A 23,164-nucleotide genomic window follows, 5' to 3' on the forward strand; every position below is an offset into this window, starting at 1 on the left:
CTTTACCCCTAGTTTTTAGAGCGGGAGTAGGGTAAAGTACAGAATACAAATTTATGGAACGACAAATTCGCAATTTTAGTATTATCGCTCATATTGACCACGGAAAATCTACTCTGGCTGACCGTATGCTTGAACTTACCAAAACGGTTGAGGCGAGAAAGATGAAGGACCAGGTTCTAGACTCAATGGATCTGGAACGCGAACGTGGTATCACTATCAAGATGCAGCCGGTTCGCATGAATTATCAGTTGGCAGACGTGTCATATGAGCTAAACCTTATCGATACACCAGGACACATAGATTTTTCCTATGAAGTCTCTCGGGCTCTAAAGGCGGTAGAAGGTGTGTTGCTCTTAGTTGATAGTACACAGGGAATACAAGCTCAGACCCTAACTACACTGCAAATGGCCCGTGAGCAAGGCTTAACCATCATCCCGGTTTTGACCAAGACGGACGTACCACACTCACGTCCTGATGAGGTGGGAGAGGAGGTGATGAATCTGTTGGCGTGTTCACGCGAGGAAATAATTTTAGTTTCCGGTAAAACCGGTGCGGGGGTTAATGAGTTATTAGAAAGGATTTGTCTTAAGATACCACCTCCATCTCCTAGCAAGCTCGACACTTATCGTGGTTTAATTTTTGATTTTCAGTATTCAAATCACCGGGGCATCATCGTTTTTATGCGGGTTTTTGATGGTATGGTAAAGAAAGGGGATGTGCTTAGGTTTAACGCCAGCGGTCGCAGTTTTACAGCGCTTGAAGTGGGGGTGGTGACCCCAAACGAAACTCCGGTTGATTCACTTCAGGCGGGGGACATTGGCTACATAGTAACTGGTATAAAAGAGCCAGGCGTGGCCACGGTGGGCGATACTTTGACTTTCGACAAGTCACCAGCTCCGTCTTTGACTGGATACATGGAGGCGAAGCCGGTGGTCTGGGCTTCCGTTTTTCCTAGTGAGCAAGATGATTTTACTATTCTGCGCCAGGCCTTAGAGCGTTTAAAGTTATCTGATTCTTCACTCTCTTACGAAGAAGAATCGTCTGGTGTTTTAGGTCGTGGTTTTCGCTGTGGTTTTTTGGGAATGCTTCATATGGAGATTATTGCTGAAAGATTGAGACGGGAATTTACCATTGATATCATCATTACCGCGCCTTCTATTTCCTACGAAATTACAGATAGTGACGGCGCGGTCGAACAGGTTTATGCCGCTTCTCGTTTTCCGGATCATGGCGAGAAGGTAACTATACGAGAGCCGTGGATATTGGGACAGATTATCTTACCGCCTGATTACATGGGATCAGTCTTGACGTTATTATATGAGCATGAGGCTATGGTTATTGACACCGAAATATTCGGTGATGGACGCAATCTTATCTCTATCGAAATGCCATTACGTGAACTGATGCGTAACTTTTTCGATAAACTCAAAAACGTAACCAGTGGTTACGCTTCATTGTCTTACGAAATAGCTGAACTTAGGCCGGCTGAGGTAGTCCGCTTGGATTTGTTGGTAGCTGAGGAGTTGGTACCGGCCTTTTCTAGAGTGGTGGGCGAGAGGCGGGCTGAATATGACGTTAGAGCCATGGTAGAAAAATTGTATGAGACGCTACCAAGGCAGCAGTTTGTAACGAAAATTCAGGCGAAGGTCAAAGGTAAGATAATTGCTTCTAAAACACTCTCAGCGCTTAAGAAAGATGTGACAGGGCACCTGTATGGAGGTGACATTACGCGTAAGATGAAACTGCGTGAAAACCAAAAACGTGGCAAGAAGAAAATGCTTGAACGTGGAAAAGGTAAAGTAAATATACCGCAGGAAGTCTTTATGAAGATGGTGAAGAGTGAGTAGGGACTGCGCTGCTGGTGAACATTTGACCGCTACCTGAAAAAACAAAGATCATACTAAGTATCAAAAGTACAGCGATGATTCCCCAGACCCACTTTATGACCCTCTTACCTCGTTTGGAAAAAAGTATACTCATAATGTTAGAATATTAGCACATGTTTGATTTTCATCAAAAGCGAAAATTTAGAACGGTGCTAAACTCTCGTGTTACTCAAGTGTTCATTTTTTTAGCGGCCATCCTTATTTTGTGGAGTGCCTATGACCGGTATTTGATTGCTAAGGAGATGTCGGAAAAGCGTCTAGCGGTAGAAAAGGAATTATCTGACTTAAAAGATCGAAAGGATAATTTGGAGAAAGAAGTGGAGTATTTGTCCAGCGAGAGGGGGATCGAAGCGGAAATGCGTCGCCAGTTTGATGTCGCTAGGGAAGGGGAACAGGTGGTGATAATTATGGATGACGATACTGCTACTACAGTCAGGCCTCTATCATCGACCAGTACCGATCAAGATAATAATCGACCTTGGTACAAATTTTGGTAATTTGATGGTATACTTAGCTTTACGTAGTTAAAAATAAGAAATAAAATAAAATATAAATTATGGATAAAGCAGTAACTATATATACGACCCCGACTTGTCATTTTTGTCACGCCGCTAAAGATTTTTTTAAGGCTAATAATGTAGAATTTACCGAACATAATGTGGCTGCTGACCATGATAAAGCCAAAGAAATGGTGGATATGACTAATCAGATGGGAGTACCGGTAATAAAGATTGGTGATGATGTGGTTATTGGGTTTGATGAAGGGAAAGTAAAGGAACTGCTTGGTCTGTAGTAATTTATCTAAATTTAAGTAAGTGAACTTTGATAAAGTAGAAAGCAAAAGCCCCGCGCCGTAGGCGCGGGGCTTTTGCTTTCTTGACTGTTAAACAAAAAAAGAACCTACCTAAAAATGTTTTAGGTAGGGTTACCAGTTGAGTTTTTTTGTAACGAAGTCACGTAAATACATGAGGTTTCTAGCTCTTCTGTTACCTGAGTTTTCACTGTGCGTGATTTTTTTAATCAGAAGTTTTTTGCCGTATACTAAAAGTATATTTTGGTGTCTTAAAAGCCATTCTTTCACAACCATTTCGTCACATAATGTGTCACCCATTTGTATTTGATTTAATTCTCGAAATGCCTCTATTACATGAATAGTAGCTAATTCTGGAAATTTACTTTCTAAATCAGCAAGACACTCTTTTCTGGCTTGTGAAAAATTACTAAGATCTACTTTGTGTCCTGTCAAAAAAGTTAGTAATTCGTATGACTCTTGCAGGGCACGATCGTGAATTACGCCAAGTACTGCTACGTATGAAAATTCTCCTTCTTTATGCATAGAACTAACTCCTCCCATAAAGAAAATCTAATTTAAAAACAGTAAAACCCTGTAAATAATGACATAAATACCATTCAAAGTCAAATAGAAATTGGTTTGTAAATAAACGTAGACTGATTATTTCTAGCTGGTACAATATCCTCTAACAGCATGACTAACTTCCTGCGTGACAACTTATATCTAATCGCTGTTTTTATCACAGGTGCCTGTGTGTTGGTGGTAGAAGTTGTAGCGGTTAGAGTATTGTCGCCTTACTATGGGAATACTATTTACACTGTCTCCAGCATTATCAGCGTTATTCTAGCGGCTTTGAGTATTGGTTATTATGTGGGAGGAAAATTTGCCGACAAGCATCCATCACCATACTGGTTCTTTCGCATTATTCTAGTTAGTGGTGTGGCTATTTTGGCTTTGCATTTATTGGGTATGCTGCTACTTCCACTGTTGAGTATCGGTTTGTCGTTGGCTAGTGGACCTTTGGTATCATCTCTCTTACTATTTTTTCTGCCAGCACTTCTTTTAGGTACCCTTTCACCATATGCCATAAAGCTGCAGAGTCTTAGATTACCAGACCAGGGTATTGGTGGAGTATCGGGAAAAATATTTTTCTGGTCGACGCTGGGGAGTATTATCGGCAGTCTTCTGGCTGGATTTGTTTTAATTCCGAAATTTGGTATTGATCATATTTTTATTGGTACTGGTTTGGTTCTATTTTGTCTTGGTTTAATACCATTAATATCTTTGGGTTATGCCCGAGAAAAGGTGGCTGCAGTTTTATTGTCTGTATTTATTATTATCCCAGCTATTATTTTTGGTTCACAGCTGTTTAGCGACGGGTTTATATATCAAAAAGATGGTATTTATGAAAAAATTACGATCTATGACGGTGAATATGAAGGTCGTCAGACTAGGTTCTTTCTTCAAGATAGAAGTGCCTCCGGAGCTATGTTCTTAGATGAAGCTGACCCAACCGATTTAGTTTTTAACTACACAAAGTATTATGACTTATACAAATTATTTAAACCGGAACTAAAAAACGCGTTAATTATTGGCGGTGGGGCTTATTCAATACCAAAAGCTTTACTTTATGAGGCTCCAGCGGTCAATGTTGATGTGGCTGAAATTGAACCAGCTTTGTTTGAATTGGCTAAGGAATATTTTGGGCTGGACGACAACCCTCGCTTAACTACTTATAGTGAAGATGGTCGAAGACTTCTTTTTGATAGTAATAAGAAATATGATTTGATTTTTAGTGACGTGTATTATTCACTATATTCAATTCCTGCCCACTTTACGACGCAGGAATTTTTTACAATTGCCAAAGACCGTATGTCTGAAAATGGAGTATTTATGGCAAATTTGATTGGTAGCTTATCAAGACAACAGCCGTCGTTAATTTTCTCAGAAATTAGAACCTTTCAAACTGTATTTCCTAATAGTTATTTTTTTGCAACTACTGACTCCGTAAGTATCGGGGTTCAAAATATTATAATGGTTGGTGTAAATGGTGATAAGAACTTGGATTGGAAGCAGGAGGGTGTTGAGACTGTCTATAATTACAGCGACTTGTCAGATAAGATTATAAACCTAGACCGCTTTGATTTATCAAAGTATACGATTATGACCGATAATTATGCGCCGGTCGAATACCTGACTACTGCAGTCCTGAAAAGAGCTGGAGACGAAGATGGTTTAGTCGACGGTGAGGAAGTATTAGCTTTGATCAAAGAACAGCTAGACTACGGCCCTCGTTATATTGGGTCATCGGGACACGATGAAGTTGAGAAAATGATCCTGGCTGAGCTTGGTGAACACACTGACAAGATTTTGGCTCAGACTTGGGATTACGTTGGTTCTGATCAGAAAGAATATGAGCTTAAGAATATTATTGGGCAACTTAATCCAGATTCGAAGAAACGTATCATTTTAGGATCCCATTATGATAGTAAGCGTTTGGCTGATAAAGATCTGTTTCATCCTGAGGCTCCGGTACCTGGAGCTAATGACTCGGCTTCAGGGGTGGGGGTTTTGCTCGAGTTGGCAAGGTTGCTAAATAATGCTTCCACTACAGTCGGAATAGATTTTGTTTTGTTTGATGGGGAAGAGGGTGATCCTTGGCAGGATGGTGATTACCAGGACTGGAAGCCTCTTGGCTCTACTTATTTTGCTGACAACCTTGAGGCTGTCTATGCTGAAGAGTCTTTACCAAAAATGTCTATCGTACTGGATATGGTGTGTGATAGCGATCTTAATATACATAGAGAAGGGTTGTCTATGAAATACGCTCCGAAGGAGACTAATAAATTTTGGCAATTGGCTAATAATCTAAGTCCTGGTGTATTTGTAGATAAGATGGAACTGGATGTCTATGATGACCACGTACCTTTAAATCTGGCTGGAATTCCAAGTGTTTTGTTGATTGATTACCATTTTCCTTATCATCACACAACTAAAGATACTTTAGATAAATGTAGCGCTGGAAGTCTAGAAACGGTAACCGAAGCAGTGCTTACTTTTGTGCGGAGTTTGGAGGAGTAATTTTACAGACTTTGCGCCTGCCTCAGACACCAGAAACTAGCTAAACGCTAGTTTACTCTGGTGCCTTCGGCAGGAACCCTCTCCGAGCCGGGGAAACTGTCGTGCCGTCACACATTCAGTTTCCCTTCGATTCCTGACAAAAGCAAAACGGTTTGCTTTCTCCGAAGGCACATTTAAAAAGCGTTTTTTTGGCGCAGGTTACTAATTCGCTGACGCTCATAAGTACCTGCTGCCCCAGCTCGCCTAATTTTACGCTAGGAAAGGCGCAAAATGTATGGCTCCGCTTCACAAACAAGCACGAAAGCAAAGCAGTTTGCTTTCTAAAACAAAAAAGCTTATCCGTCCGAATAAGCTTTTTTGTTTTACTTGTTTGTGCCTTCGGCAGGAATCGAACCCACATTTCCTCCTTAGGACGGAGTAGTTCTATCCATTGAACTACGAAGGCAATATAACAATATTAATTAGTGGCTATACTCTAACATAATTTGTGAAAATCAGTAGTCTCTTGGTATACTTTAAATATATTTTATGTATCAAGATGATAATGGTGAAATAAAGGAATTGTTGAAAGAAAATCAGCGTCTACTGATTGAAAATAATCAACTTCTTCACAAGATGCGGCGACATTCGATTATTGGAGCAGTTTTTCGATTGCTTTGGTTTGTATTTGTAATCGGTATTATTTTGTATGGATATTACCATTATGTAAAACCAAATTGGGAAAATCTAACTTCCAAGATCAGTGAATTAGAACAAGCTTCAAAAGAAGTGGGGGAAGCTAAAGAATGGTTTAATTCCCTCAACTTACGAGCCAGGTAAGTAAAAAGGTGCACAGGAAACCAGAAATTTAGACGGTTGAAATAAAGCTTCAAACAGGTTAGAATACCCTCACCTAAATAAATGCTTGGGTAGCTCAGTTGGTAGAGCGCTTCCCTGAAGAGGAAGATGTCGTCGGTTCGAGCCCGACCCCAAGCACTGGTATATAAAAAGTCTCTATATAGAGACTTTTTATATACCAGTGCTTGGGGAGGAAAGTGTTAATACACTTTCCGTTCGGGCTCGAAAAGCGCAGTCATGTCGCACGGAGCGGAGCGAGTACGACAGACGAGCTGGGGTCGAGAACACTTAGTAGATTTGGAGTCGAAGACGAACAAATATACTTAGTGATTCGTGACCGAGCCCGACCCCAAGCACACTTAAAAATCCCCGTTTAGGGGTTTTTGTGTACTTGGGGTAGTAAGGCACCTTCGTGCCTTACGTCGGGCTCGCACCACAAGAGTATTTCCATTTTTATACCCAAAGGGCACAAGTATTCCTTTCAGTCATTAAAAATTAGGTCAACCAGCGGAACAATGTGAGGAGTTTACGACGAACGAGTGAGCTACATTAATTTTTAGCGATTTTCTCAATTGTAGATTTTATTTCCCACCGTTTATATTACTCTTAACCCTCAACTGTGTACTTCGATGCTTATCAAGCTTAGGTAAACGAATTTCCAGCAAACCATGCTTTTCTTGAGCCTCTGATTCATCAATAATGACTTCTTCAGGTAATACTAGAGTTCTTGAAAAACTCCCCCAGAATAACTCGCGGTGAAAGTAATTGTCGTCGTTGGTTTCTTGATATTCTTCACGGATGCCACGAATGGTTACCATGTCACGGGTTATAGAGATGTCTAAGTCGGAAGGACTGACTCCAGCTACTAATGCTCGAATAATGATTGCATCGTTAGTCTGGTACATATCTACCGGTAGTTCACCTTCTTGAGGGGTGTGGTCTTGGGTATTTTCCTCTTGCCAATCGCTGTCTGTTTCATAAGGGGAATCGTCGTCGCTTTCGGTGTCTTCATCGCCAAAATGATGCTCTTCATCTAAAATACGATCATAATCGCTATCATCATCTCTGGAGGTAGAGCCAGTTAGTCGTTCTAAAAAAGAAGGTTTTTTCATATACGTTTACGTGAAGATGGTTTTTTGGTTGATTCGAGTAATTTGATCTTTTCAAACAGCAGGAATAGCATGATTATGCCCATCCAGACAAAAAGGAAGATGATCAGTATTCCTTCGCCACTTGACTCCATTATAAAAAAGTTAAACAAGGCATGCAATAAGACAGCAATGAATAACCCAACTGTACCGTAGATGAGTTTTGTAGAAGCTGATTTGTAGAAAGCGAGGGCGAGAAGGACTCCAATGGTGGCTGATGATAGAACGTGAAGTAGGGTAGAGCCAAGGAAGCGAAAAGAACCGGTGATGGCGGCAGTACTGTACTCACCATTAGTAAGAGGGTTTAGTATAAATAAAGTATTTTCCAAGGCAGCAAAACCAAGGGCAATTGTAATCATGTAGATGATTGGATCAATGGCTTCATCGACAGCCTTGTTCCATAGTATGACAAATAATGCTGCTACATACTTAAGTACTTCTTCAATTATTACCCAAACAAACATAACGTTAGAGCCATCGTATAAGTCGATAGCCATTTTTTGGAGGGGTAAAACTAAGGGTACTACCGCCATACCGGCAATAAATGAGATAGCTATTAGCAGGTAAGGCTCAGGGTGTTTATTGTCTTCCCGTAACCAAAACCAGAGCCAAAATAATGCTGGAATCAAGCCAAATAAGAAGGCAACAGCAAAATCAGTGGAACTTATATCCATTTTAATATTGTACCAGTTTTAAAATCGGTAATTTTTATAGTAGGGGATTATTTTGTTGCAGGTACTGAATTCCGACTTAGTAGTCTAGGTAAGCAGTGTGGCTTTGGTTAAACAATCTCAGCCAGTTACCATAGCGGTCATAGACAGCCGCTTGTTCTATTGGTGGAAGGGTAAGGTTTAGAATTGAAGTTGGGTAAACTTTGGTGGCGATTGATTCGTTAACTGGATTTTGTTCTGCTAAATCTTCTTCGGGGGTTGATACTGGTCCGGAAAATAGCCAGTCAGTAACATCAATTTGGTTTTTGTTAATACGGAAGAAGTCTATTTCTTGTTGTTGATCGGGGGTAAGAGGGAACTTGGTGATGTTACCACACATGATCTCGTTAATCGTCTTTTGGGTTGTAATATAAACGTAGCCTGAACTTCTTGTCATACCCCAAGGGATTAAGATATCTTCTTTATATTGTTGTTGAAACTCGGCAACAGCAACTCTGGTTGCATCATCAAAGACTCCTGTTATCAGTACATTATCCGAAATATGACTTTTGAGGAATTGTTGGAGTTTGATGACTTCTTCGGTGTTATTTACTTTGTTCTGCCTTAAATAGGTTGTGATATACGGGTCGCAGGTTGATACTGTAGTGTTGAGACCAAGTAGTTCCGCCTCAGCTAAGCTGCCGATCATTAATTTATGCTCAACTGGAGTACTTTCATAGAGGGTTCGGTACTTTGGTTGTTTGGTACCATGAACACCGATTAGTTGAGCGGTATTGGTAAATACTCCAGTTGCTCCTTCTGGGATTATAATAGAGTAGTCAATAGTTATTTCTTCACCATTTTTGATCGTGTCTAGAGGCCAAGATTGTTCGCTTAAGACATTTCCTTCTTCATCTCGTAGAACATCAACCAAAAGTGAGTCAAAGAGTGGTCCACCAAGACTGTGTAGCTTTACTGTGTAATTTACGGTATCACCAGGTGCGACAAAAGCTTTGTCAGCACTTTTGGCAACAGAGAACTTAGCTGCAAAGGTTTTGCTTGGACCTTCGTGTTGTTTTTGCTTCTCACCAACGTAAAGCAAGAGAGAGTCCTCATTGTCGGTATCGTTAGCGTCGGGTTGGTCGCCATAGACCCTTGAACTTAGGGGTAATGGTAGACGGTCATTAAGGCCGAAAGTTTCATGGGTTCTGGTGTGGACTGTGAACTCTCGAGTCTCGCCTGGTTCTATATCGCCAATTGCCCAATGTGTCTGGTTGTCGATATCGTCAGCATCTACTGGTGAGTCTGTAAAGTACAGGGAATTAAGGGGGAATTTGTTCTCTACAATCACGTTCCTAGCTACTGTGTCACCTCCGTTAAAGATAGTATATTTGTAATCAATCTGGGAGCCGGGTTTTACCTGGCTCCGATAGCCAGTGTTGGCTTCTAGTCCGAGCCATAGATCGGGTTGACCAAAGGCTAGATTACCACTCCAATTTCCGTAGATATTAAAGATAAGATTGGCCCAGTTACTACCAATTACATTGGTGTTCGCAACATTGACGATCGTGCTGTTGGCGTATGCGTCTCCGGTTTCAATAGTACCAGTCTCACTATCGTTGATTTGATTGTCACCGGTTAGAGCGTAAACATGAACATTGTTGGCAATGGTGGCATTGTTGGTTATTTTTCCGGCTGATGAAGCCGCTCCGGGTTGGCTGTTTGGGGCGTAATATAACCTTATACCTTCACCAGTGTTTTCCCACTGCATGCCTTCCGGTAAGCCAAATATTTCACCGCTCCAAGTACCATGTACGCGAATTAGCATACTGAAAGAATTAGTATTTAGAAGGTTTTGATTGATTAGGTTGTCGGTGTGTGAGATAGCTTGAGCATTACCGGTGGTTATGCTGGCCTCTTCGGTTGAGGAAGTGGTGTTGTCGCCGGTATTGGCTATAGTGGTTACATCATTAGTTACGCTGGCGGTGTTACTAATTTCGTATGAGCTAGCTCCACCTGTATTATTGGCAAATAAAGAAGTAAAGAAGTCACTGTTTGGCAGAACCAAAGACCCGGCCAAGTCAGCAAAGTTATCAAAGGTAAGGAGTAGGTAGTTAGAATCAATAATATTAGTGTTAGCCAAGTTTACGATATTAGCACTGGCATAAGCGGTACCAGTGTCTATGCTACCATTGTCTCCACTACTACTGTTGCCGCCAGTATTGGCGATGACGTCTATGTTGTTGTTTATATTAACGTCATTCATTATGTCTACCAATAAGGAGGCAGGGTCACATATGTCATAGGCACAGGAGGGTGAGCTTTCGGCTGTTTTAAATGACTTAAAGATATCGTAGAAGTTACTGCGTAAATCAAAGTTCTGATAACCCAATACGTTACGAATAAAATCAATCAAGCCGGTTGAGTTGATGATATTGGTATTTACAACATTAACTAAGTCTACGTACGAGACAGCATCACCAGTGTTGATTTCAAAGTTACCGCTTTCGGTAGTGTTACCGCCGGTATTGGCTGAGCTGGTGGCGGTGTTGCTGCTGGTGGCCGAGTTGGTCAAATCTACTTCTACCACAGTTTCGTCTGTATCGGTGTCTTCAGGATCTTCAATTACCGGATCAGATGAGGTTGAGGTAGTGCTAGCGGTAGGCGTAGCGGGTATTTCTACTTGATCAGTACTGGTTGCGTTTTGATGAACTTCCTCTCCTCCTTCTTCTGTAGTATTTTCTGTGGTTGTTGCTGCAAGGGTGGTTGAGGTGTTTATATCGACAGAGCTGGTAGCATTTTCGTTAGTTTTTTCTTCACTATCGGTGCTGTCTGTAGTGCTGGCGGTTTCAGTATCTTCTGCCACGTCTATAATAGTGTCTGTCTCGTCCATGGTGTCTTCTTGGTCAGAGGGTTCCTCTTCTGTGTTTGCTTCCACCACGTTGGTGTTTATTTCTGATTCCAGCTTAAGACCTGACACGGCATCGCCGGTGTCAATTTGTGTTTCATCTACCGGTGTCGAAGTCTGTTCTTCTGCGACCGGTGCTGGCTCTGGTGTCTCTTCGGTATTAGCTAGCACCACTAAAGGTGAGTATATCTGTAGTATTAAAGCAAATATTATCGCCGAAGATGTTAGGTTAGTTAAGATTCTGCTTAATCTATTGTTTAGTCTGAAGTTTTTCATAGTAAGACATGAGGGTTTGCAGCTTTGCGAGCAAGTCTAATAATCGGTTTAATTCGGTAAGTTTGTCATTAATACTGGTGTCCACTTTGGTATGACTAAGTCCATCTTCTGAACTATAGCTTGATTTATATTGATACGGTGTAGTACTGGATATAGTCGTATCCTCCACTACTTCACCGTTACTGATTGTTCTTACGTGAGTAGTACTAACTCCATTTGAAGCTGACACAGACACAGAATTACTAATAAACGTATCAGCCGATACTGAAATCGGGAAAAACACCACTAAAGATAATATTCCACCAATAATCTTCATAATAGACATAACTTATACCTCTCACCAAAATCTTGTCAACCTTGACCAGATCTTGGTAGAAGTAGGGTCTTTGACCCATCTTCTACGGATAAAGAAAATTTATCCTACCAGTTTATTTTCGCTGAATTTAGCGAGCTACACGTGTTACGTTACGGTTTACAACGTTGATAACTAGACCATCTGCTACAGAAGGACCAGTCATGATGTCTCCACCATTGTTTGAAGCACCAGAGTTTCCACCATTTCCTGCGTTAGCTGCACCACCCTTGTGCATGTGCTTGAACCACATTGCGCGAGTGTATGAAGTAGCGTCACCACCGTTTCCGGCTGCACCTGAAGTACCACCAGCGATCATGTTGTCACCAGTGTTGGCGTCTACACCAAGACCGTTAAGAAGAGTAGCGTTGTTTCCGCTCCAAACTGTGATGTCAGAACCACCTTTGCGGTTTTCACAACCACAATCTGTAGTAACTACTGTTCGGTTGCTGTTTACAGTGTTGTCAACAGTTCCGATAGCTCCAGCGGCACCAGTGAAGATAGAGCCACCGTTGTTAGACTCGCCAGTATCACCACCATTGCCTCCGTTTGCTCGGTTGCCAGTAGCGTCACCACCGTTTCCAGCACGTCCGGTGTTTCCTCCAAGAATACCGTTGTACCCAGTGTTGGCACCAACCATAACTTCATTAACAACCGTAGCATTGTTCTCGCTACTTACGCTAATATCGTTGCTTGATGGCATATGATGATTGTAGTAAGCAGCTGCCGGATTTGTAAGTGCAAGCATTCCAAGAGTAACAATGCTTCCAACAATAAGCATTGATCTTGTGCTGTTATAAGTTGAGTGTGTCATAAATAAATTTATTTATTAATCTAGATAATAATTTTGTGAGTCACTTTTCTATATAGATCTATTACTGGTTGAATAAATTTATATATAAGAATAACTCGTGAACAGGTACCAGGTACTGTCCACATAGAGATCTAAGTTTTGTTTACGGCACTCAGGCCTTTATGTGGAAAGGTCTTTAGTGAATTTACGGGTACAAAAAAACTTGCACGACAAGGCAAGTTGAAAAAATAAATATTAATGAATATGGGTGTACTGTTTGTTCACGTAAAGACATACCGGTTTCGTGTACAAAACTGTCCCCCTCAGAATGTAACGTTACATAATTTTATACCCACCACCCCCGCTGTCAATTTTTATCTGTTCCTTTTTAGTAGTGCAGAACAGAGTTTTTTATTTGTCAAAGGATGTTAAAATAGAATTAATCACGGATTAAAAAAGCATAGTCTCAACAACGATTTAATTTGAGATAGTTTTAAATAGACAAAAGCAAATTCCCGTAAAGGGCAGGCGTACGGGGGAATTGACCAAAGGTCAAAAGTACACCAGCCCTTTACGGGAATTTGCTATAAAAAAGCAGGACCAATTAAGTCCTGAAACTGTGTGCTTTTATATAATGAAATGAAGAATAATGCAAATGTTATTCACGGCATCTATGCTAATTAAAATCAACCAAAACAAAGAAAATAACCAAGGGTAGACCTTAAAGAGGAGTGCCTAGCGACGGGGAAAGGTCTACCTTTGGTTATTTTCTAGACAAATCTAGCGTATGCCTGTTCAAAGATTTTCTAAGACAAAGATAGATTACCGTCTGCTTTTGCTTCTTTAGAAAAATCTTCTGGAGAAAGGGCGGATTTTTCTCTAGCGTGGCCGGAGAGAGCGATCATAATACTATTATCGGTGGATAGGGCTGGGTCTGGTAGGTAAATGTTTAGTTCAGAAAAGTCTGTTTTTTTCTTTAAGTCTGTTATGGCTTGGCGAAGATGTTGGTTGGCAGATACACCTCCACCGACAATCAAGGACTTAACGGAATATTTTTCTATCGCTTGGGTTACTTTTTTTATCAGTACTTCTATTACCGCATCCTCAAAATCCCTGGCTAAAGCTTTCTTATTATCGTCTGTTAGTTCTCTGTCCTTAGTAGCGTAAAGTACAGCGGTCTTTAGACCAGAAAAAGAAAAATCCAAATCACCAGAATGAAGCATCGGTCTTGGTAGGTCGGTAAACGGTGGTAGTTGTTCCTTGTGGGCTTCTTCGGCTAAACGACTGATGATCGGTCCGCCTGGGTAATCTAGTCCGAGTAGGCGAGCGACTTTGTCAAAAGCTTCACCGACCGCATCATCTCGAGTCTGCCCGATTTTTTCGTATTGACCCCAGTCTTGCATAAGGACGAGTTCGGTGTGTCCTCCTGACACTAGAAGAGATAGGCTAGGGAAGGTTAAAGGAGCTATTTTGTGTCCATCAAAAACTGAAGCTAAGATGTGTCCCTCCATATGGTCGACTGGTACCACAGGTGTATTCCATATATAAGCTAGAGCTTTAGCAAAATTAATACCAACCCAAAGTGCAGGCTCAAGTCCTGGGCCAGTCGTGACCGCGATAAGATCAATTGGTGGTCGACCGTAAGAATTATAAAAGGTGATTACTTGGTCGGCTAAGCCATGTTCGCGCGAGAGTAAAGTATGGATGTGGTCTTTTTGATCTTCAGTTAAAGCGGGAGAAAAATTACTTTCAAGCTTAGCCTCCTTTAAGGCCTTCTCTAACATTGGTAACACGGTAGCGATGTGCTCGCGCTTAGCGAGGGCAGGGAAGACACCACCGTACTCACGGTGGGTGTCTATTTGGGAAAAGAGGGCATCGCCTAAAACTTCGTATTTAGAATTAGGAAAATCACCAACCGCTTCGATAATACTGACAGCGGTTTCATCACAGCTGGTTTCGATGGATAGGATTAGCATGAAGGTGTCCGATACAGGACTTGAACATTACATGTTCAGTACAGGTTGTCGATATTTTGGTCCAGGTATTCCCAAAATATCTGACTAACCTTTTCAAGTCCTGGGGCCAAAAGTAAAACTTTTCCTGGTAAAAAACCAGGAAATCTTTCACTTTGTGTCCGATACAGGACTTGAACCTGTGACCTCTACAATGTCAATGTAGCGCTCTACCAGCTGAGCTAACCGGACTTATGTTGGAGATGAGTATAACTTATTTGTGTTTATTTTAAAATAGTAAAGGCACCCTGTTGGGCGCCTTGTGGTTTTTGTTTTGTTTATTTTGGTATTCCTACGAAATATGTAGTATCTTTATGTTCTATTGTTTTTATAGGAATCAAATCTGTTTCTGTTTTGGAAACTCTGATTTTTACATTATTCTCTGGTCCATTTAAATTAAAGTCCAAAAAAGTTACTTCATTAAAGTTACCCGCTTCTATAGAAGTAGTAATTCTGCTTTCCAGTTCTGTTGTTATGGTTATATGCATTTCTATATCCTATTAAATCTCTCGCCAATGTAACACAGATATTTGATTTTGTAAAATAAGATTATTTATTTTTTTCAAAATATTCAACAAATTTCTCGTAAGTCTCGTCATACAGTCTCCAGTCTTCATCAATTAGCTTCTCTTTTTCTTCGTCGTTTATACGAGACAAGTCTTTAGCTCTACCGTAATCGATTACTCTAGGTTCCCCAGTTTCTTTGTCTATCATAATATTGCGTGCATATAAATCTGTATGAGCTATTTGATCAGTGGTGTGCATATGATCCAAAAAATCAGCTAAGTCGGAGAAAAAAGAATTAAGCGAAAAATTATCAGGAAGAGATTCTCTTCCGTTTATTACATGCTGCATGTTAACAGCACTTAATTCTTCCATTACTATGGCGTTTTTTTCTTCTCGTGATTCTGCAACAAAAACACTAAAAACGTAAGGTGATCTAGTCAATCCGTCATATTTAGTTCGTGACATTTTGTTTTGAAGATCAGACTCTTCTTTTGGTTCGTTACCTAAGTCAAAAAGGTGTCTTTGTGGATGGTTATGCCTCTCGTCTAGTATTTTAATGCATAACCCGCCAGGAAGATGGTAGAGTTTCCCAACCCCGCCTTCATCGATATAAAAGCGCTCTTGTTCATAAGATAATATTCTCTTTATACCTTCTTTTACAGCTTCAGCTGTTTCAGGATCAAGAGATTCCACTTTCTCTTTTAAATTAGGTTCAGCTGTGATAGATAAGTTTTCAAAACTCATATTGTTTACATATTATCATTTACCGTTACTATAATAAAGTGATGACAATTCTCTATCCCACCGAAACCCTGTACGCCCTTGGGGTTAATGCTTTTGATCCGGCGGCTTTGGCGGCTTTGTATGAGATTAAGGAGAGGGAGGAGGGTAAAGCGGTGAGTGTGTTGGTGCGAAGTGTGGAGGACGTGGAGCGGTTTGCGCATATGCCGCCAAAAGCGAAGCTTTTGGCGGCTAAGTTCTTGCCTGGTCCGTTGACTTTGGTCCTTAAGGCGCGGGACGAAGTCCCGCGCCACCTCCTGGCTCCTGATGGTACTCTAGGTTTTCGTGTTTCTTCTGATGAGGTAGCAAAGCAAGTGATTAATGATTTTATGAGTAAGTATGATGCTCCACTTACTTGCACCAGTGCCAATGTTAGCGGTTTTCCGACCTTGTCTACACCAAAAGAAATTTTAGAGCAATTAGGTGATAAGGCAGATTTGATTGATGAGATACATGATGGGGGCCCGCGAGTGGGAGCTGGCTCAACAGTGATCCGAGTGCTTGATGATAAAGTAGAAATTTTACGCCTCGGGGCTGTTCCAGAGTCTGCTATAAAATCAGTCTTGCGGCAATAATGTTGGGGCTAAAGACCGGTTTCCAAAAGCGGTGAATTACTGATTTATTGTAGAAAATAATATGCTAGCATTAATACATAGTTTTTATTCAAACTAATAATATTTATATAATTTCAATATGGATAAAATTTCGTTTAAAACAGCAGTTGTTGGTTTTGTAGTTTTAGCGTTTGTTTTTACTCTTGGTTACTACTGGGGTACGATAAACTAGATTTAAAAAATATAAAAACAGCCGCCCTATTTTGGCGGCTGTTTTTATATTTTTTAAATCTGCACAGTAAAGGGGATGCGGGTAAATTCTCTGGTATTCATGTTGGTGGTTCCAACTAATACAGAGATATAGGGAATTAATTCAGGAACCTGTTCTTTTATTGTTTCGAGTGAAAACTCTGCTAATGATATAGCCTTTTCTGCAGCTAAGCGACTTTCCATACCAACGTTATCACGATAAGCAGCTGAAGTCATAAGGAGAACGCCGTCTTTAGCTTCAATCCTGCCTAGTTTTATATTATCTAATAGTATACCAGCCGCTTTTTCAATTGGGTCTTTCAGATTGTAGCTATATGGTCCAATGATTAGGGCTTTGTTGTGAAAATGCAGCCAATCAAAACCTCTTCCGACGGCTAATACAAATTCTTTGTGATTTATTTCAGTGATGGGCCTACTTTGTTCGCGGATTTCTTTTATGTGTTTGGCGTTACCAGCTAGAAGTGGTAAAAGATCACTGACTATTTCTGGTGACATATCTGGGAATAGGGTGTTTATTCTGTTTCGAATATCATTTGAGCCAGCCTCCGTCATTTCTGACATATCCATTATTTCTCCATTTTCACCATGAATGATCAGGGTATCTTAGTCTGTTTCAATACCAACTAATATCGGATAGACAACTGAGTGGTGTAGACCAAACACTCTTTCAAACTGTTCTTTTAACTTCTTGGTTTCACTAAGGGCCAGGTCACAGTTATAACCGAAGCCTTTACAGCCAAGATGTTCATCGCTCTTTGAGTAGTGGTAGGTGGTAAGAACGATACTTTTTTTACCCTGAGATACCGCATAATCCACCCAGTCTTTCATGACTTGTCCAAAAAAGGGCCAACCAAGATCAAATTGACCACCTAAATTACGAAACGGTTGGATGATACCGAGCGGGGTTTTGGTTATGATTGGTAAGTGTAGTCTACCGTCCATACACTTCAAGACGGCTATTTCTGTTGGGTGTTTGGCACGGTATAGTCGACGTTCCAAGACGATGTCTGGGTTAGAGAAATTATCGCTACGTTTTTTATTGTGTTCCAAAAGCAAGTTTATCAGATTTTCATTTTGCATAAGTAAATATAATATTTTTACAACAGTATAGTATGGCATAAGGATAGATAAAATTCTATGTGTTCCTTCCTTGTTCGTTATACTCACTGCGGAAGCGGAGGGATTCGTCCCAGAATCACGGCTATTTTATTTCGCTTCACTCATAAAATAAGCTCGTGTTCTTGGACGGCTGCTCGCATGTTTACTCGTTTTTAAATACTCGTAAACATAAGCTGCGCAGCTTCGAATCCCTCACGTAAGCCAAGAAGTTGGCTTACTCGCTTCCGCAGTTTCCACTACGTTACAACTGCGGAAGCGGAGGGATTCGAACCCTCGATGCGGGGTTGCCGCATACGCGATTTCGAGTCGCGCGCCTTCAACCAACTCAGCCACGCTTCCTATTTAAATTAGTCAGTATAGTATCATATAATTAATATCTATTAATTAGCAAAGGAGACCAGAGCTATTGCTAATACCGATATAATGTGATATAGTTTTTTACTGTAATTCACCTAATAATTAATTTAAAATTATGTTTTCGCATACAGTTACTAACCGAATTGTTTCCCAGCTTTTAGTTGTAATTTTGATTGTAGCTTTTATTAGTATTGGTCCTTGGACCAATACCGCTAAAGCTGAGACCGTTACCTACAGTACGCCGATGAATAATCAGCAATATTTGGCGTTTCTTTATGGTCAATTGTTGCAGTTGCAAGTGCAGTTAGCTATTCTCATTAAACTGCAGGCTGAACAGACCGCACTTTCACCAGTAGAAAAACGTCGCTACGCTAACCCTTTTTATATGCAGGTTACTACTGATGCGGCATCAGCCGTGGGTCGAACAACTGCTGAATTGCAAGCAGAGGCCAATAAGGGTAGTTCTGGAACAGCGTTGGTTTGGTTTGAATATGGTGTTGGTAATTCGTTAAATAAAGACTCAGATAAAGTTGAGGTAAATTATAACTATACTCGCCAAACAGCTTACAAAATCAGAATTTCTGATTTAAAGCCGGATACTAGATATAGCTATAGGGCGGTGATAGAGGATGAAGATGGGAATATTGTTTTGGGGCAGATTAGAACTTTGACGACCGTAAAGCCAGCGGCAACGCTATCTTTTATCGGGCAGCCGGTAGTGGAAAGTGAAGGAGTGGAAAAGGTAACTAGAAGCAGTGCCGATGTTAAGGTGTTTGTGAGTATGAATGATTATGATAATGGTACAGTTTTTTATGTTTATTCTAAAGACCGTTCATCATTGACTGACTTAGAGGATGACTATGATAATTATGATGATATACCAACGGCAAGGGGTGCAAATTTAATTAAACAAAAAACCAGGGGAGAGGTAAATGAACGTACTACTGTGACTGGAAAAATTTCTCGTTTGACCCAGGCTACTAAATTTTACTACCGTGCCTGTGTGGAATACGAATATCGTAGTGACTTAGTCTTTAGGTGTAGTGATATTGAGTCATTTGTTACCGCAAACTAAGACAGAAAACTATTGACGCACTACTGATTTAATGTTATTTTTAATGAAGGACTGCTGCTGGCAAAAAAAATAAATAAAGTCCAAACATCTCCCTCCAAAAGAGATTTTAGATCTTGGTTTCCTCCCCTTGAGCCAAGGTCTTTTATTTTTTTGGCTTGAAAATTTTCGTCTAAATTTAGTTGTGGATAACTTCTGCTTGCACTATATTTTGGTTTGGTTATAATTAGGGCTGTTCCACTCGTTCATTATTGTTTCTTTTAGAATTTTTTTTAAAAATTCCATTTATTGTAAAAAATCTGGCCCCGGGCTGGATTTTTGTTTTTTTATATACTAGTTATTTTGTTTTTGATGAGAAATTTGTGTGTACAGAAAGACATGCAATAGTATTTGGTTCTCGGTATCATTGATGTCAATGAATGACACTAAGACACATCCTCGTAAAATCTCTAAATTTAAAATATTTGTGCGTGTTGTTTTGGTGGTGGTCCTGGTAATCGGACTGTTTAATGTTTTTAAACCATTGCCAACCAATACAAATTTAACTGGTGGTGTATTTTCGGTTCCGGATGATAGTGTAACTTTTTTAAGAGATAAAACTTACCTAGACAGCAACGGTCAGATTCAGTCAGAGCAGGAGATATTTGACGAGGTAATAAAAATGATTGAAGGGGCAAACCACTACATATTAGTAGATATGTTTTTATATAATGATTTTTTGGGTACTGCCACTACTTCATATCGTAGTCTGAGCAAAGAGTTGACCGAAGTATTGCTAAAAAAGAAAAAAGAAAATCCTGATGTAGTAATTCAGGTTGTTTCCGACCCGATTAATACCTTGTACGGTGAATACGCTTCGCTACAGTTTCAGACTCTTCGTGGAGCGGGGGTGGAGGTAACGTTAACTGACCTAACTAAACTTCGAGATAGCAACCCAATATACAGTGCTTTTTGGCTAACCTTTTTACAGTGGGTGCCAGAAAAGGCTGATCAAGGCAGGCTGGCTAATATTTTGGATGCTAATAAGACCAAAGTCGATATTCAAGCTTACTTAAACATACTTAATTTTAAGGCTAACCACCGCAAGGTTGTTTTGGCGGATTATGAAAGGGAAGGGAGACTTGGTGTTTCCACCCTCATAACCTCTGCCAATCCACATGATGGTTCTAGTCGACACACCAATACTGCGATTAAGGTAGATGACTGGTTGTGGCTGGATGTTATAAAAAGCGAAGAGGCAGTAGTGCGCTTTTCTGGCGGTGATTTTACACCTTTACCGCCAGAGTTGAGTGGAAATGTTGTTGATCTAGTCGGTGATACTAAAGTTCAACTGCTAACAGAACAGGCGATTAAAGCAAAAATTTTGGAAAAGATAAACGAACTTGGAGTTGGTCATTCCTTGGACATTAGCATGTTTTACATCTCAGATCGTGATATAGTCGAGACCTTAAAACAAGCTGATCAGCGCGGAGTTAATATTCGGCTATTATTTGATCCAAACAAAGATGCTTTTGGGCGAGAAAAAAACGGTGTCCCCAATCGACAGGTAGCTTATGAGTTGATGAGTAGTTCAAAGGGTAATACACAAGTGCGTTGGTGTAATACTCACGGTGAACAGTGTCACACTAAACTATTGTTAGCCAAGACTCCAATGCAAGTATCTTTGATTCAGGGCTCGGCTAATTATACGAGAAGAAATTTAGACAACTACAACCTAGAAACCAATGTCTTGGTGGAAGGTGAGGCCTCAACTTCGGCTATTGCAGCTAGTCAAAAATTCTTTGACGAACAGTGGGGAAATGAAGGTGGAATTGAATACTCATTACCTTATGAAGCTTTCAAGGACAGTAACCCTTTCCGAAAAATTCACTATCGTCTGTTTGAGTTTACCGGGTTTAGTAATTGGTAGTTTGGAGTTTGTGTGTATTACAATCGACTACAAGTGTCCAAGACAACAACAGTCTTTATTTAGGTGTGACTTTCTTTACTGCGCTGGTGAGCAGGCTTATATCTGCATCCACTTTTTTGTGGGGATTAAAGATGCGGTGCGGGTCAAATATTTCTTTAATTTCCAAAAAAACATCTAACATTTTTGGGGTAAACATTTTGTTTAGATAAGGGGTGCGGATCAGACCATCATTGTGTTCGCCGGTAATTGAGCCATGGTATTCTCCTACCAGCGTGTAGACACGGTCTGAGAGCTCATTGATAATTTTGATGAAGTCAGGTCGAGAAAAATCCATCAGAGGAATAATGTGAAAATTACCATCACCAACATGGCCGGCTACAGTATAGATAAGTTTGTATTCATCAAGAATCTTGTATAAACGAGGTAGAAACTCTGGAAGATGCTTTGGTTCAACCGACAGGTCGTCAATAAATGGTGCGGTATGCTTGCCTTTGACATTTTCACGTAATAATTTAAAACTTTCTCGGCGGATAAGCCAAAATTTATTAGCCTCTTCCTTATTAGCTGTTACGTGAATTGGTATATCGTATTTGTTACCTACAATGTGCCCAACGGTGCGAGCTCGGTTGGCTACCTCTTTATCATCGTCACCAACAAACTCAGCCATCAAGACTAATTTTGGTATACCGCCGGTAAGAATAAGTCTGGTCTCAGGCCAAAAATCACGAGCTAATTTAAAAATATTACCACCAAGGCGCTTAAATAACTTTGGAAATACGCGCAACATAACCCCAAAGGTTTTGTCGTCGTATGATTCAAAGCTTTCCGGTTTGTATTTTAATACAGTATTTATGATCTCACCTAGCTTAGGCCAGTGTTTTGGTCTTAAGAACATAACCAACATCCTGGACTCATTTTTTGGCTGGACAAGATCAAAAGTAATTTCGCTAATGAATCCAAGAGTCCCTTGCGAGCCCACAAAAAGTTGAGTTAGATCAAAAGTGTCAGCTTCTTTATCCCAGACGTTCCAGATACCATAGCCAGCTGAATTTTTGTTGACGGTCGGACGATTGGCTTTAATGGTATCGGTGTTTTGATGAATCAAATCCTCAACTCGGCGATAAATCTCACCTTCATAATCAGATTGAGATTTCTTAGCTTCAAGTTCAGGTCGAGAAAGTTTTTTGAATTCATACTCCACACCATCTTGTAAGACAACTTTAAGTGAGTGTACATACCGTTCGGTTTTGCCGTAGGTTAGTGATTTTTCACCGGCGGAGTTGTTGGCGACCATCCCACCGACAGTATTCAGTTCACGACTAGCGGTATAGCTAGGTAAAAGTGCTCCGTATTTTAGTGTTTCTGGTTCAAAGTCACGGTAGAAAACCCCTGGTTCGGTGGTGGCGTGTTTTTCGTCTACTTGTTTAATTTTGTTGAAATACCGCAAAAAGTCAACGACAATTGAAGTAGTCAGCGGTCCGCCAGACATGTCGGTGCCAGCACTTCGAGCGGTAAGGGACATTTGGCCACGATGGCGGTGCGTATAGTGAATTAGGGTGGCTAAGTCAGCCACGTCTTTAGGATAGACCACCACCTCTGGTTGTAAGTGGAAAATACTAGTATCTTCACTGTATTTTTCTAGTGTCCGAGGGGAATCATCCACATCACCTTTAAATTCTTTTATGAAATCTTCAGAGAATTGCATAAGAAAGATCTCTATTTGAAAAGATTAACCATAAAACTAGTATAGCTTAAAATCTAGTTGGAGATAAATCTGAAGAGTGTTTTGTGGGGATACTTTATATGATCGTTTAAAAGTTGTTTACTATATTTAGTAATACACAGAAAGACAAAAATACC

At 40.5% G+C, this 23,164-nt stretch carries 20 protein-coding genes and 4 tRNA genes; 9 read left to right on the top strand and 15 right to left on the bottom strand.

Annotated elements, in window-relative coordinates; translation table 11 throughout:
* Positions 1-53 precede the first annotated feature (53 nt).
* From lepA to H6779_04395, 3 genes are all read left to right on the top strand, one after another.
* Positions 54-1,847, top strand: coding sequence for an elongation factor 4 (lepA, locus tag H6779_04385; protein USN87618.1), 1,794 nt, complete (start codon positions 54-56; stop codon positions 1,845-1,847).
* A 152-nt stretch (positions 1,848-1,999) separates the two neighbouring features.
* Entirely contained in the window at positions 2,000-2,383 is a 384-nt protein-coding gene (locus H6779_04390; GenBank protein ID USN87619.1) for a septum formation initiator family protein, read from the top strand.
* 59 nt (positions 2,384-2,442) lie between these two features.
* Positions 2,443-2,679 (top strand): glutaredoxin family protein, encoded by a 237-nt coding sequence (locus H6779_04395; protein ID USN87620.1) that lies wholly within the window; start codon positions 2,443-2,445, stop codon positions 2,677-2,679.
* A 132-nt stretch (positions 2,680-2,811) separates the two neighbouring features.
* On the opposite strand, the gene H6779_04400 is transcribed toward H6779_04395, so the two are convergent.
* Positions 2,812-3,222 carry a hypothetical protein gene (locus tag H6779_04400; protein USN87621.1) on the bottom strand — a complete coding sequence of 137 codons (411 nt, stop codon included), beginning with the start codon at positions 3,220-3,222 and terminating at the stop codon, positions 2,812-2,814.
* A 150-nt stretch (positions 3,223-3,372) separates the two neighbouring features.
* On the opposite strand from H6779_04400, the gene H6779_04405 reads away from it, so the two are divergent.
* Entirely contained in the window at positions 3,373-5,760 is a 2,388-nt protein-coding gene (locus tag H6779_04405; protein ID USN87622.1) for a fused MFS/spermidine synthase, read from the top strand.
* Positions 5,761-6,133: 373 nt separating this feature from the next.
* On the opposite strand, the gene H6779_04410 is transcribed toward H6779_04405, so the two are convergent.
* Positions 6,134-6,205, bottom strand: a tRNA-Arg gene (locus H6779_04410).
* Positions 6,206-6,288: 83 nt separating this feature from the next.
* Here H6779_04410 and H6779_04415 point away from each other — a divergent pair.
* Both H6779_04415 and H6779_04420 read left to right on the top strand, forming a co-directional pair.
* On the top strand, positions 6,289-6,579 hold the full coding sequence (locus H6779_04415) for a hypothetical protein (protein ID USN87623.1): 291 nt from the start codon (positions 6,289-6,291) through the stop codon (positions 6,577-6,579).
* An 83-nt stretch (positions 6,580-6,662) separates the two neighbouring features.
* Positions 6,663-6,735: transfer RNA gene (locus H6779_04420), tRNA-Phe, on the top strand.
* A 443-nt stretch (positions 6,736-7,178) separates the two neighbouring features.
* On the opposite strand, the gene H6779_04425 is transcribed toward H6779_04420, so the two are convergent.
* The 9 genes from H6779_04425 to H6779_04465 form a co-directional block, all read right to left on the bottom strand.
* Positions 7,179-7,709 (bottom strand): Hsp20/alpha crystallin family protein, encoded by a 531-nt coding sequence (locus H6779_04425; protein USN87624.1) that lies wholly within the window; start codon positions 7,707-7,709, stop codon positions 7,179-7,181.
* Complete coding sequence (locus H6779_04430) at positions 7,706-8,419, bottom strand: PrsW family intramembrane metalloprotease (protein ID USN87625.1); 714 nt, start codon at positions 8,417-8,419, stop codon at positions 7,706-7,708. Before H6779_04430 ends, H6779_04425 begins: the two co-directional genes overlap by 4 nt.
* A 76-nt stretch (positions 8,420-8,495) precedes the next feature.
* Positions 8,496-11,579, bottom strand: a complete 3,084-nt coding sequence (locus H6779_04435; protein USN87626.1) for a peptidoglycan-binding protein — start codon at positions 11,577-11,579, stop codon at positions 8,496-8,498.
* The gene (locus H6779_04440) at positions 11,554-11,895 is read right to left on the bottom strand and encodes a hypothetical protein (GenBank protein ID USN87627.1); all 342 of its coding nucleotides are present in this window, start codon (positions 11,893-11,895) and stop codon (positions 11,554-11,556) included. Before H6779_04440 ends, H6779_04435 begins: the two co-directional genes overlap by 26 nt.
* Before the next feature lie 127 nt (positions 11,896-12,022).
* Positions 12,023-12,745, bottom strand: a complete 723-nt coding sequence (locus H6779_04445) for a hypothetical protein (GenBank protein ID USN87628.1) — start codon at positions 12,743-12,745, stop codon at positions 12,023-12,025.
* Between the two features lie 785 nt (positions 12,746-13,530).
* Positions 13,531-14,700 carry a tRNA (adenosine(37)-N6)-threonylcarbamoyltransferase complex transferase subunit TsaD gene (tsaD, locus tag H6779_04450; protein USN87629.1) on the bottom strand — a complete coding sequence of 390 codons (1,170 nt, stop codon included), beginning with the start codon at positions 14,698-14,700 and terminating at the stop codon, positions 13,531-13,533.
* Between the two features lie 155 nt (positions 14,701-14,855).
* Positions 14,856-14,928, bottom strand: a tRNA-Val gene (locus H6779_04455).
* Between the two features lie 86 nt (positions 14,929-15,014).
* A complete protein-coding gene (locus H6779_04460) occupies positions 15,015-15,224 on the bottom strand; it encodes a hypothetical protein (GenBank protein USN87630.1) in 210 nt (69 codons plus the stop codon).
* Between the two features lie 61 nt (positions 15,225-15,285).
* Complete coding sequence (locus H6779_04465) at positions 15,286-15,987, bottom strand: protein kinase (protein ID USN87631.1); 702 nt, start codon at positions 15,985-15,987, stop codon at positions 15,286-15,288.
* A 41-nt stretch (positions 15,988-16,028) separates the two neighbouring features.
* Here H6779_04465 and H6779_04470 point away from each other — a divergent pair, with 41 nt between their 5' ends.
* The gene (locus H6779_04470; GenBank protein USN87632.1) at positions 16,029-16,598 is read left to right on the top strand and encodes a threonylcarbamoyl-AMP synthase; all 570 of its coding nucleotides are present in this window, start codon (positions 16,029-16,031) and stop codon (positions 16,596-16,598) included.
* A gap of 264 nt (positions 16,599-16,862) precedes the next feature.
* Here the strand turns inward: H6779_04470 and H6779_04475 are convergent, their stop codons facing one another.
* The 3 genes from H6779_04475 to H6779_04485 all read right to left on the bottom strand — a co-directional run bounded on the left by H6779_04475 (position 16,863) and on the right by H6779_04485 (position 18,305).
* On the bottom strand, positions 16,863-17,414 hold the full coding sequence (locus H6779_04475) for a hypothetical protein (GenBank protein USN87633.1): 552 nt from the start codon (positions 17,412-17,414) through the stop codon (positions 16,863-16,865).
* A 36-nt stretch (positions 17,415-17,450) separates the two neighbouring features.
* Positions 17,451-17,927 (bottom strand): hypothetical protein, encoded by a 477-nt coding sequence (locus H6779_04480; protein USN87634.1) that lies wholly within the window; start codon positions 17,925-17,927, stop codon positions 17,451-17,453.
* Positions 17,928-18,216: 289 nt separating this feature from the next.
* A tRNA-Ser gene (locus H6779_04485) sits at positions 18,217-18,305 on the bottom strand.
* Between the two features lie 133 nt (positions 18,306-18,438).
* On the opposite strand from H6779_04485, the gene H6779_04490 reads away from it, so the two are divergent.
* A complete protein-coding gene (locus H6779_04490; GenBank protein ID USN87635.1) occupies positions 18,439-19,398 on the top strand; it encodes a hypothetical protein in 960 nt (319 codons plus the stop codon).
* 412 nt (positions 19,399-19,810) lie between these two features.
* On the top strand, positions 19,811-21,304 hold the full coding sequence (locus H6779_04495; GenBank protein ID USN87636.1) for a phospholipase: 1,494 nt from the start codon (positions 19,811-19,813) through the stop codon (positions 21,302-21,304).
* Between the two features lie 55 nt (positions 21,305-21,359).
* Here H6779_04495 and H6779_04500 read toward each other — a convergent pair whose 3' ends face one another.
* Positions 21,360-23,009: an FAD-binding oxidoreductase gene (locus tag H6779_04500; protein ID USN87637.1), complete on the bottom strand. Its 1,650-nt coding sequence runs from the start codon at positions 23,007-23,009 to the stop codon at positions 21,360-21,362.
* Positions 23,010-23,164: the final 155 nt, after the last annotated feature.

This window comes from Candidatus Nomurabacteria bacterium (assembly GCA_023898525.1).
In the GTDB taxonomy this organism is placed as follows: domain Bacteria; phylum Patescibacteriota; class Minisyncoccia; order Phycocordibacterales; family UBA918; genus OLB19.

Coding starts and splice junctions, on each gene's coding strand:
- H6779_04465 (USN87631.1), bottom strand. CDS start 15,987: ATGAGTTTTGAAAACTTATCTATCACAGCTGAACCTAATTTAAAAGAG.
- H6779_04500 (USN87637.1), bottom strand. CDS start 23,009: ATGCAATTCTCTGAAGATTTCATAAAAGAATTTAAAGGTGATGTGGAT.
- lepA (USN87618.1), top strand. CDS start 54: ATGGAACGACAAATTCGCAATTTTAGTATTATCGCTCATATTGACCAC.
- H6779_04435 (USN87626.1), bottom strand. CDS start 11,579: ATGAAAAACTTCAGACTAAACAATAGATTAAGCAGAATCTTAACTAAC.
- H6779_04430 (USN87625.1), bottom strand. CDS start 8,419: ATGGATATAAGTTCCACTGATTTTGCTGTTGCCTTCTTATTTGGCTTG.
- H6779_04480 (USN87634.1), bottom strand. CDS start 17,927: ATGCAAAATGAAAATCTGATAAACTTGCTTTTGGAACACAATAAAAAA.
- H6779_04400 (USN87621.1), bottom strand. CDS start 3,222: ATGCATAAAGAAGGAGAATTTTCATACGTAGCAGTACTTGGCGTAATT.
- tsaD (USN87629.1), bottom strand. CDS start 14,700: ATGCTAATCCTATCCATCGAAACCAGCTGTGATGAAACCGCTGTCAGT.
- H6779_04440 (USN87627.1), bottom strand. CDS start 11,895: ATGAAGATTATTGGTGGAATATTATCTTTAGTGGTGTTTTTCCCGATT.
- H6779_04495 (USN87636.1), top strand. CDS start 19,811: ATGAATGACACTAAGACACATCCTCGTAAAATCTCTAAATTTAAAATA.
- H6779_04475 (USN87633.1), bottom strand. CDS start 17,414: ATGGATATGTCAGAAATGACGGAGGCTGGCTCAAATGATATTCGAAAC.
- H6779_04415 (USN87623.1), top strand. CDS start 6,289: ATGTATCAAGATGATAATGGTGAAATAAAGGAATTGTTGAAAGAAAAT.
- H6779_04460 (USN87630.1), bottom strand. CDS start 15,224: ATGCATATAACCATAACAACAGAACTGGAAAGCAGAATTACTACTTCT.
- H6779_04470 (USN87632.1), top strand. CDS start 16,029: ATGACAATTCTCTATCCCACCGAAACCCTGTACGCCCTTGGGGTTAAT.
- H6779_04425 (USN87624.1), bottom strand. CDS start 7,709: ATGAAAAAACCTTCTTTTTTAGAACGACTAACTGGCTCTACCTCCAGA.
- H6779_04405 (USN87622.1), top strand. CDS start 3,373: ATGACTAACTTCCTGCGTGACAACTTATATCTAATCGCTGTTTTTATC.
- H6779_04445 (USN87628.1), bottom strand. CDS start 12,745: ATGACACACTCAACTTATAACAGCACAAGATCAATGCTTATTGTTGGA.
- H6779_04395 (USN87620.1), top strand. CDS start 2,443: ATGGATAAAGCAGTAACTATATATACGACCCCGACTTGTCATTTTTGT.
- H6779_04390 (USN87619.1), top strand. CDS start 2,000: ATGTTTGATTTTCATCAAAAGCGAAAATTTAGAACGGTGCTAAACTCT.
- H6779_04490 (USN87635.1), top strand. CDS start 18,439: ATGTTTTCGCATACAGTTACTAACCGAATTGTTTCCCAGCTTTTAGTT.